The following is a 9,659-nucleotide window of genomic DNA, read 5'->3' as shown; positions in this document are numbered from 1 at the left end:
GAAGGCACAGCAAGTGCTGGCTCCAATTAAGAATGTGGAAACCCTGGGTTCGCTCAAGCTCATCAAGGTAGACGCTGCTGACGCGACGAAAAAGCTTGCCGGAGCAGAGTTCAAGCTCACGAATTCCAGCAAGATTGTGGTTGCAACGAAGACAACCAACGCTAACGGTGAAATTGTATTCGATGATTTGAAGCTGGGTACGTACACACTGGAAGAAACAAAGGCTCCAGCGGGATATGATCTAGATCCAACGGAGCGCACTATTACGATTAATTCAAAGGTACAGCAGGTGCTGGCTCCAATCACAAACCAAGAGACCTTGGGTTCAATCAAGCTCGTTAAGATCGCCGAAGGTAACGCAGCGAGAAAGCTTGCCGGGGCTGAGTTTAAGCTTTATGATTCCAACAAGAGCGTAGTGGCAACAGGGATTACCAACGTGAATGGTGAGATTGAATTTAAGGATTTGAAGCTTGGTGTATACACACTGCAGGAAACCGTGGCTCCAACCGGCTATTATTTGGATTCAACGGAGCGCAGCATCATCATTGATTCGAAGGTACAAAAGGTGCTGGCTCCAATTACGAATAAAGACATACCGGCACCGACAGGAGCTCCCGGAACGAACCCGGTGGTTACTCCAACACCTACTCCGGTTAGTACGGTAACGCCAGGTGTAACTAGTACACCAGGTCCTTCCGCAACAGGAGTACCTGGCGTGACGTTTACACCGGGACCTACACCAATAGCGACCTTAAGTCCTACTGCACCTGCAGTAAGCAGCGCACCGACACCACAGGCTACGTCAGCAACGACTGTTGAGGATATTCCAATCGATGGGGAAATTCCGCTGGGCGGCATTCCAAGCATTAGTGTGGAACCGTCACATGGTACAGTAGTTATTACACCAGACGGCAAATGGACTTATACTCCTGATCCGGGATATACCGGCAAGGATAAGTTCACCATTACTGTAACGGATGAAGACGGCAATGATCAGGATATCATTATTGAGGTGGGTGTTGATGAGGTGCCGACAGGTACGGTAACTGATACAACCTCCGGTGAAGATGGCCTGCCTGGAGATCTCCCTAAGACAGGGGAAGAAAGTCCGCTTCCATTGTATCTGATGGGTGGGGGACTGATCGTTCTGGGGATTATCCTGGCACGGAGATTCAAGACACGCAATAAACCGGAGTAATAAGTGACAGCATAAACAAGGTTACATTGGTATACAGACAACCCGCCCGAAGCAAATGCTACGGGCGGGTTGTCTTGTTCTTATATTCAGCAGAAGAATAAGATTGATTCACAGACTTCTGAAATTATGCTGTTTCCATTCCTCGTACCAGCGGGTTATATTTGCCGGCAGGCCGATTCCCAGTTCCCCGTTCCAAAGAGCTGTCATCGTGTTATATTGCTCCTCGACCCCTGAGCGTTCACCGATGATATCATACGTTTTCATAAGTCCGAAATATCCCTGTTCGAAATAAGGCTGAAGATGGACAATACGCTGATATATCGTAACAGCCTCCGGGAGTTTGCTGGTCTCTATATAGAACGCTGCCAGACTCAGCGCATGATGCAGCCAGATCGTCCGGAGCCGCTGACGTTCACTCTCAGCCCACAAATAATCGTAGTCGGCCAAATAATCACCAGTGTAGAAATCCAGCAGACGCTGATGCTCTTGAATATTGCCAGCGCTGACCGGCTCCAGAGTAAGAAGGCCTTTCTCCCATTCGTAGCTGTCAATTAAAGCGCCCCCGGTCTCCAGGGTGTACCCTTCTCCGCCGCTGACATTATTGATGGGGAGATCGATTTCTCCCTGCTTCAAACACTGCCTTACCTGATAAATGGTAGTGTACAGGTGGGTTGAGGCTTTTTTGAGATTGAAATCAGGCCACAGGAGATCGATCAGGCTGTCCTTGCTGACAAACCGGTTACGGTTATGAAAAAGATAAGCAAACAGCTCCTGGGCTTTCGAGGTACGCCAGCGAATATTGCTTAGCGGCTGTCCGCCGCGCTCGAAACGCAGGGACTGGAGGCTGCGGACCATGATTTGATGATCTGTAATTTTATTGTCGGGCTCCAGCTCGATCCGTTCCTCCAGCCGCTGAATAGTCTTCACCAGCCTGCTTCTGCTTACCGGCTTCAATACATAATCAAGTGCGTTTAGCTCAAAAGCATCTACAGCGTAGTTATTGTATGCAGTCACAAATATGATTTTGGCACGGGGGCAAAGATTCTGCAGGATTTCACCAGCTTGAACTCCATTCATCTCGGGCATATCAATATCCAGGAAAATAACTTCCGGGTCCAGCTCCGGTGCTGCTTTTACCGCTTCATAAGGGTCTGTAAAGGCGGCAAGGATCTGTACTGACGTTAATTCTTCAAGCATGAGCTGAAGTTTTATAAGTGCAAGACGTTCATCATCCACTAGCATAGCTCGAATCATTTCTGTCCACCGCTTTCCTTATCTTTATCGCTGAAACGGATAACATCCTCTTAAGGAGGAGGAACCGTTTCTATTTGTATGCTGCCTAGCCATGATGATAAATGAATTCGACAAGAAAAAGGAATTCCCTTTCTGTAGAGGATAAGCCCCATGTAGGATATAGTAAAGTAAAATAGGCTACAAAATTTATTTTTTTAATAATTTCGCATGTTCTGCAGGGGGATCAGCCTGCCCGGCGTCTAACGTTATGTAACTGAAGGAGGGGAGAATTACTTGGAAGAGACGGAGTGGATTACTGCTGTGCTCAGCGGAGAGCATCAGGCCTTCGGGCACCTGGTGACACGTTATCAGGGCATGGTATACAGTGTGTGCATCAAAATCACAGGAGAAGCCGAGTCGGCCAAGGATATGGCCCAGGAAGTCTTCATCAAGGCCTATAAGGCTCTTCCCTCCTTCAGAGGACAGTCTTCATTCTCCACATGGCTGTACCGGATTGCTTACCGGACCTGTCTGGACTGGAAACGGGCCAATGACCGGGAATGGCGGCACCGGAGCACTGCGGACTACACAGAGAATGATTGGGTGACTTCGCAAACGCCTGAGCAGGCGGCACTCCGCAAGGAAGCCTCCCAGGAGCTCGGTGAGAATTTGAACAGTCTGACAGAGCCGTACCGGTCGGTTGTGCAGCTGTACTATTTTCAGCGACACTCGTATCAGGAGATTGCCGATCAGAAAGGGATTTCGGTCAAAACGGTTGAATCGCAGCTGTATCGGGCCAGACAGATGATGCGCAAAAGCGGGGAGGAATGGCGATGAATTGTGCAACAGTAAAAGAATGGATGCCGCATTATATCGATGGCCAGCTGCCGCCTGAGGCGCAGCAGACAATCCGCCTGCATGCCGAGTCCTGTCCCGACTGCGCGCAATGGCTGGAAGAGGCACGCGGTCTCGCGGCGCTGTGGAATGAGATGGAAGCCGGGCTGGACAGCCTTGGCCAGGAAGCAATACAGCCTATGGACTTCCCTGATCTTACAGCGGATGTGATGGCTAAGATTGACCGTATGGAGAATGGCCGCAGGGAACGGGTGATTAAAGCAACGATGTCCAGACGGCGCACCGCCCCGGGAACCTCCTGGATGCATTATGGCGTTGCCGTGGGGCTGACTTTTCTCCTGCTGCAGTTCGGTGTGTTTGAACACCTTGCCTACGGCATTACCGAAATTAATGGGCAAATGTCCACTTCAGTCAGCGCCTGGTTCGGCCCTCAAGGCAAATAATCCAACAATCAGCAGGGGCTATTCCGGCAAATTCATACTAATTAAAACCTGCGTACGATAGAAGCAGCTTTGCTGCAAGAAGATTTCGAAGAAGCGGATGTTCCGCAAAACTCAGCATATGCTTTCGAAGCAGTTTTGCTGTAAAGAGAGTTCGAAGAAGCGGATGTTCCGCAAAACTTTTAGGAGGTTATTATATGATTAAGAAAAGACGCTGGCTCACTTTTCTCCTGGCGATGGTTCCGGGACTGGGCCATATGTATTTAGGCTTTAAAAAACTGGGTCTTGAGTATATGCTTGGAGCATCGCTGTGTATTATGTTCATTCCGTCGATGCCCACCGTATTTCCGTTCGCGCTGGCAGCACTCTGGTTCTATCAACTATTCGATGCGCTGCAAAAAGCGGCCTGGATGAAGCTCTCTGCGGCTGAGCATGAGCGGATGATGTTCCATCCAGACAGCTTCGGGGCACCTTGGACTATGGGAATGCCGGCACCTCCGGTGTATCCGCATGATGATGTTAATCCGGTATGGGTAGGCATAGGCTGTGTCATAGCGGGTATTATGCTAATGCTCATTACGGTATTTCCAACCCTCTGGAGAATACTCAATGACATGAACATCGGGGCGATCGTGCTGTCTCTTGCCTTGATCGGATATGGACTGAGAATGCTGAAGAACAATTCTAAAGTATAGTGAAATGGGGAAATGAATTATGGGGAGATGGAAAATCGGCAGCTTTACCGCCGCAATAGGCTGCATTGTGATTGGGGTCATTGTAGTACTTGCCCAGTACGATGTAATCACTTACGAGGCGCTGGGCTATATCTGGCCGGCACTGCTTATTCTGTTCGGGCTGGAGATGCTGCTTAGGCTCTTCATTAAATCGGATGTCAAGAGCCGTGTGAGCGGCTGGGCGATTGTGCTGATTATCGTGCTTGTCGCGGCAAGCGGGGCACAGACGGTACTGGCCGGCGGTTCGCTGAGCAGTATCTTGGGCAATACAACGCTTGTCCCGGTAAGCGGGACGGTAGAAGTGAATCAGGAAATTAAGAATGTACGGATTGAATTGCCTGACGGCAAGGTTAAGATTGAAGGCGTACAAGGAAACACCCTGGAATATGAAGGAAAGCTGGAGCTGCCGGGCAATACGGACAGTGAAGCAGCAAGCGCACTAGAGCGTAAATGGAAAGTGACGACCGAAGGCGACACGCTTGTCATGGAGCTGGAAGGAGATTCCGGCTGGCTCGCGAACATCCAGTTCGGAATTAATGTCAAAGCTCCTTACCTGAATGTTAGCATTCCGCAGAATTTAGCCGCCCAGGTAGAGACCAGCGACGGATCCATCGAAGCTGCCGGTCTGACAGCAGGCATTGATGTGGACACCAGCAACGGGACAATGGATATCCATGATATTACCGGAGGCGTGGAGGCTCACACCAGCAATGGTACAGTAACCGTGCAGAATATACAGGGTAAAGTGGAGCTGGTCAGCTCGAACGGGGCGATTACACTGGGCAATATCGACGGCTCCTTATCTGCCAAGAGCAGCAACGGCAAAATTACGGTCAATTCTGCGGTGACAGGCGACTGGGAGCTGAAATCCAGCAATGGCAAGATTATAGTAGGCCTGCCGGCTGTTACGGATGCGACAATCCATGCGGATACGAGCAATGGTTCGCTTAAAGGGAATGTCACCTGGGATGGCGATGATAACAATGGAACAGCTGTGCTTGGCAGCGGAACCCATGAAGTTACATTGTCCACCAGCAATGGTTCTGTGACAGTGGACACCGCACAATAAATCGCACAAAGAGCTGTTTACCGGAATAATTGCCGGTGAACAGCTCTTTTTATGACCTGCTATAGAACAAGAATACGAGTCAGATCCGGGTTCTTAAACCCTGCTTACCAGGCATAAGCCTTCGGAGCAGCACCGCCGGGTCCCGGGAAAATCTCGTCCAGACGTTTCAGCACGGACTCGTCCAGAGTGATCTCCAGGCTGCGCAGCGCGCTTTCGAATTGTTCCAGCGTACGCGGTCCTATGATCGGAGCCGTCACCGCAGGATTAGCCAGCAGCCAGGCCAGTGCGATATTATCCTGCGGTTCGCCCAGCTCCAGACTCAGCTCCGCAAAGGCTTCCAGCTGGCTCTTATGCTGCTCTACACGTTCTGAATTGCCCCCGCTGCGGCTGCCTTCGATCTTCTTCAAGGCATTGCGGCCGAGGAGTCCCCCGTCAAGCGGGCTCCACGGGATAATTCCAAGACCGAGATGCTGGGCAGCAGGCAGAACCTCCAGCTCCGGCAGACGGCAGGTGAGGCTGTATTTATGCTGCTCCGATACCAGACCCAGGAACCCGCGGGCCTTCGCTTCCTGCTGGGCTACGGCAATATCCCAGCCGGCAAAGTTACTGGAGCCGACATAACCGATCTTGCCCTGGCTGACAGCAAGCTCAAAGGCGCCCCACAGCTCGTCCCACGACACGTTGCGGTCGATATGGTGCATCTGGTAGAGTTCGACATGATCGGTCTGCAGACGCTGCAGAGAGGCTTCCAGGTGCCTGCGGATAATATAAGAAGAAAGGCCGGCCTCATCGTTTGGACCATCCAGCTTGTCACTCATTGCGCCATAAACCTTAGTGGCGAGCACAACCTTTTCACGGCGTCCGCCGCCCTGCTTGAACCAACGCCCGATAATGGTCTCGGTCAGGCCGGAATTCTCACCCCAACCATATACGTTAGCGGTATCAAAAAAGTTGACTCCGGCGTCCAGCGCAGCATCCATGATGCGGAAGGCTTCCTTCTCGTCGGTAATTGGCCCGAAATTCATCGTTCCCAGACAGAGGCGGCTAACCTTCATACCGGACTTGCCAAGCTTAGTATATTGCACCTTAGTATCACTCCCTCATTAAGATGGCCTAACGGTTAAATACAACATTTGCCTACTAATTGTAAACAACTTAAGAATCAAGAGCAAACTGCGGTGCAGTTTTTATCAGTGCAAGATACGGTAATCGTACTCCTATAGGCTTCGCCTATCAGTTCAATAGAATCTATATCTTTGTCCTTTGTCTGTTGTTATGATACAACAATATACAGAAGAACTATGTCTGCGAGCAGCAGGACTACCTAAGGAGTGACAGGAATGAGCGAGGTTAAGAAAATCGCCGTAATTGCCGGGGACGGTATCGGACCTGAAGTTGTGGCAGAAGCGGAAAAAGTATTGAAAAGAACGGAAGAAGTGTTTGGCTTTGCTTTTGAAACGGAGCATGCCCTCTTCGGCGGAATTGCCATTGACGAGCGGGGAACACCGCTGCCGGAGGATACGCTGGAAATCTGCCGCAGTGCAGATGCAGTACTCCTGGGAGCCGTTGGCGGACCGAAGTGGGACAACAATCCGAAGGAGCTGCGTCCGGAAACGGGACTGCTGGGCATCCGCAAAGCATTGGGTCTGTTCTCCAATCTGCGTCCTGCAGTTGTCTTCGACTGCCTGAAGGATGCTTCAACGCTGAAACCGGAAGTACTGGAAGGCACGGACCTGATGGTGGTGCGTGAGCTGACAGGCGGTATTTATTTCGGTGAGAAGCTGCGCCGTCAGGGTGAACACGGGGAAGAGGCTGTGGATACCTGCGTATACAACGTAACGGAAGTAGAGCGCATTGTACGCCAGGCGTTCGAGATTGCCGGCAAACGCCGCAATAAGCTGGCCAGTGTCGATAAAGCCAATGTGCTGGAGACCTCGCGCCTCTGGCGTGAGGTAGTGAACAGACTGGCGCCGGAATATCCGCAGGTAGAGCTGGAGCATGTGCTGGTGGATAACTGTGCAATGCAGCTGCTGCGCCGTCCTTCGAGCTTCGATGTCATCGTTACTGAGAATATGTTCGGAGATATCCTGAGTGATGAAGCAGCGATGCTGACCGGTTCTATTGGTATGCTGGCTTCCGCGTCACTGGGAGAAGGCAGCTACGGCCTCTACGAGCCGGTACATGGCTCTGCGCCTGATATTGCCGGCCAGGGGCTCGCGAATCCGATCGCGACGATTCTGTCGCTTGCGCTGATGTTCCGCATGACCTTCGGCTACGAAGAGGCAGCGGCTGCCATAGAAGCAGCTGTCGCAGAGGTACTCGATGCCGGCCACCGGACCAGCGATATCGCTGTAGACAAGAGCAAGGCAATCAGTACTACAGAGATGGGCGATCTGATTGTTGCCGCTATCCGCAAAGCCTAGTTCTACCACATATGCCCTCCTTTGACGCAGAAAGAAGAAAAACTTCACAAAATATTGCTTATTTATAATAATTATAAAAAAGTAATCAATGTAATATTGACTTTGATTTTGTACGATGATAACATTTGTTCTGTAGCAGCAACAATGTAACCATCCATCAAAATCAAGAAAAGCATATTGCACCGGCTAACGGCACCGTAGTTGTTTTTCTTACATAATCAAAGGAGGATTTAAGCAATGGCAGAACGTTTGGTAGGTAAACCAGCCCCTGATTTCTTCATGGAGACAGTAACGGGCGACGGTAAGGATTTCGGTAAGGTTAGCTTGTCCGACTATCGCGGCAAATGGCTTGTATTCTTCTTTTATCCGCTTGATTTCACATTTGTATGTCCGACCGAAATTACAGCACTGAGTGATGCTGCGGCTGATTTCGCAGAACTCGATACAGAAATTCTTGGTGTGAGCATCGACTCCATCCACAGCCACAAAGCCTGGTTGACAACCCCTAAGGATATGAATGGCCTTGGTCCGGTTAACTTCCCGCTGGCGTCTGATATCACGAAGAAGGTTGCCAGCGATTATGGCGTCCTGATCGAAGAAGAAGGTATCGCACTCCGCGGATTGTTCATTATCGATCCTGACGGCGAACTGAAATATCAAGTGGTTAACCACAATGATGTAGGCCGCAGTGTAGAAGAAACTCTGCGTGTACTGCAGGCTCTGCAATCCGGCGGGCTGTGCGCTATGAACTGGAAACCGGGCGACAAGAATCTGTAAGCTGCCGGTCCTCATCAGCTGCGATCTTTGATATACGAAGAGAACCTCCTTGCGGGAGTATTTCCCGGCAAGGGGGTTTTTTGCACCAAAACGGCCCATCCTTAGCGGACAAGCCGTTTGAAAATAGGCGTAAAGGTTAATATATAGCTTCAAGGAGAGGAATCTCTCCTGCCATTGTGTAATATAATAATAGGAATTCAACGGAAAAAATCAAGGAGGGTGAACAAAAATGAGCTTTTGCTGTGGAGCGAGTATGGTTGGAACTAAGGGGACCCTAAAGCATTATCGCACGCAAGTCCATAATGTTCCCCTGCTTTTTTGTCCGGTATGCCACCGGGTAGAGGTACATTATAAAGTCGAAAATGAATATGAAATCCTGGCAGAATATGCCCATGGCGACGGAGTTACGGATGTTGATTTCCAGGATTATGTAATGGAAGATGAGGAAGCGATCTTCGAGAATGTGATAAATATGGAGAGCGAGGATCCGCTCGCTATTGTGCGCAGCCAAATCGACATGTCGCTTGACCTGCTGGCCGTAGCCAAACAAATTGGCGATACCAAATGGGAACGTGAACTGAAGAAGCGTCTGGCGGTTATGAGTCAGCGGCGCCACCGGCTGCAGCAGAAAGCCTGAATACCAAGCTTAATGCTTCCACGCAATGTCATAAAAGAGGAGAGTCTTCGCGAAATGCGGAGGCTCTTTTCATTGTATTTGCAGGAAACGAAACATTCTAACGATATTTAATGTGTCTTAAGAATCATTTTAAGAATATTTTTATCATTCGACAGTTTCTCCGATTGCGTTGTCTTCTTCTCTTGGATATGATTGGAATATAGTTGAAACGGTTGGATAATATAATACGATTTCCGAATGTTCTGGCGGCTTCGTCATATACTCATATACATAGTAATTTGATGTCGCTTAAG

At 50.0% G+C, this 9,659-nt stretch carries 10 protein-coding genes; 8 read left to right on the top strand and 2 right to left on the bottom strand.

Annotated elements, in window-relative coordinates; translation table 11 throughout:
* A partial coding sequence (locus GC101_RS11695; RefSeq protein ID WP_171717408.1) for an MSCRAMM family protein occupies window positions 1-1,198 on the top strand: 1,198 nt, incomplete at its 5' end.
* A gap of 108 nt (window positions 1,199-1,306) precedes the next feature.
* Here GC101_RS11695 and GC101_RS11690 read toward each other — a convergent pair.
* On the bottom strand, window positions 1,307-2,452 hold the full coding sequence (locus GC101_RS11690) for a response regulator (protein ID WP_171717407.1): 1,146 nt from the start codon (window positions 2,450-2,452) through the stop codon (window positions 1,307-1,309).
* 273 nt (window positions 2,453-2,725) lie between these two features.
* Between GC101_RS11690 and GC101_RS11685 the strand changes: the two genes are divergently transcribed.
* The 4 genes from GC101_RS11685 (at window position 2,726) to GC101_RS11670 (ending at window position 5,529) form a co-directional block, all read left to right on the top strand.
* Complete coding sequence (locus GC101_RS11685) at window positions 2,726-3,268, top strand: RNA polymerase sigma factor (protein WP_042134488.1); 543 nt, start codon at window positions 2,726-2,728, stop codon at window positions 3,266-3,268.
* The gene (locus GC101_RS11680; RefSeq protein ID WP_171717406.1) at window positions 3,265-3,729 is read left to right on the top strand and encodes a zf-HC2 domain-containing protein; all 465 of its coding nucleotides are present in this window, start codon (window positions 3,265-3,267) and stop codon (window positions 3,727-3,729) included. The genes GC101_RS11685 and GC101_RS11680 overlap by 4 nt, the downstream gene beginning before the upstream one ends.
* A gap of 194 nt (window positions 3,730-3,923) precedes the next feature.
* Window positions 3,924-4,421, top strand: a complete 498-nt coding sequence (locus tag GC101_RS11675; RefSeq protein WP_039301491.1) for a hypothetical protein — start codon at window positions 3,924-3,926, stop codon at window positions 4,419-4,421.
* A gap of 19 nt (window positions 4,422-4,440) precedes the next feature.
* Entirely contained in the window at window positions 4,441-5,529 is a 1,089-nt protein-coding gene (locus GC101_RS11670; protein ID WP_171717405.1) for a DUF4097 family beta strand repeat-containing protein, read from the top strand.
* Between the two features lie 104 nt (window positions 5,530-5,633).
* Here the strand turns inward: GC101_RS11670 and GC101_RS11665 are convergent, their stop codons facing one another.
* Entirely contained in the window at window positions 5,634-6,614 is a 981-nt protein-coding gene (locus GC101_RS11665) for an aldo/keto reductase (protein ID WP_076248689.1), read from the bottom strand.
* Between the two features lie 255 nt (window positions 6,615-6,869).
* Here GC101_RS11665 and leuB point away from each other — a divergent pair, with 255 nt between their 5' ends.
* From leuB to GC101_RS11650, 3 genes are all read left to right on the top strand, one after another.
* The gene (gene leuB, locus GC101_RS11660; RefSeq protein ID WP_039301483.1) at window positions 6,870-7,952 is read left to right on the top strand and encodes a 3-isopropylmalate dehydrogenase; all 1,083 of its coding nucleotides are present in this window, start codon (window positions 6,870-6,872) and stop codon (window positions 7,950-7,952) included.
* A gap of 237 nt (window positions 7,953-8,189) precedes the next feature.
* On the top strand, window positions 8,190-8,729 hold the full coding sequence (locus GC101_RS11655) for a peroxiredoxin (RefSeq protein ID WP_039301479.1): 540 nt from the start codon (window positions 8,190-8,192) through the stop codon (window positions 8,727-8,729).
* Between the two features lie 229 nt (window positions 8,730-8,958).
* Window positions 8,959-9,366, top strand: a complete 408-nt coding sequence (locus tag GC101_RS11650; RefSeq protein WP_039301477.1) for a hypothetical protein — start codon at window positions 8,959-8,961, stop codon at window positions 9,364-9,366.
* Window positions 9,367-9,659: the final 293 nt, after the last annotated feature.

It is taken from the genome of Paenibacillus phytohabitans, assembly GCF_013141775.1.
Lineage (GTDB): Bacteria > Bacillota > Bacilli > Paenibacillales > Paenibacillaceae > Paenibacillus_AQ > Paenibacillus_AQ phytohabitans.
The sequence above is the reverse complement of the archived record's forward strand: the minus strand, read 5'-3'. Positions and strand labels throughout refer to the sequence as shown.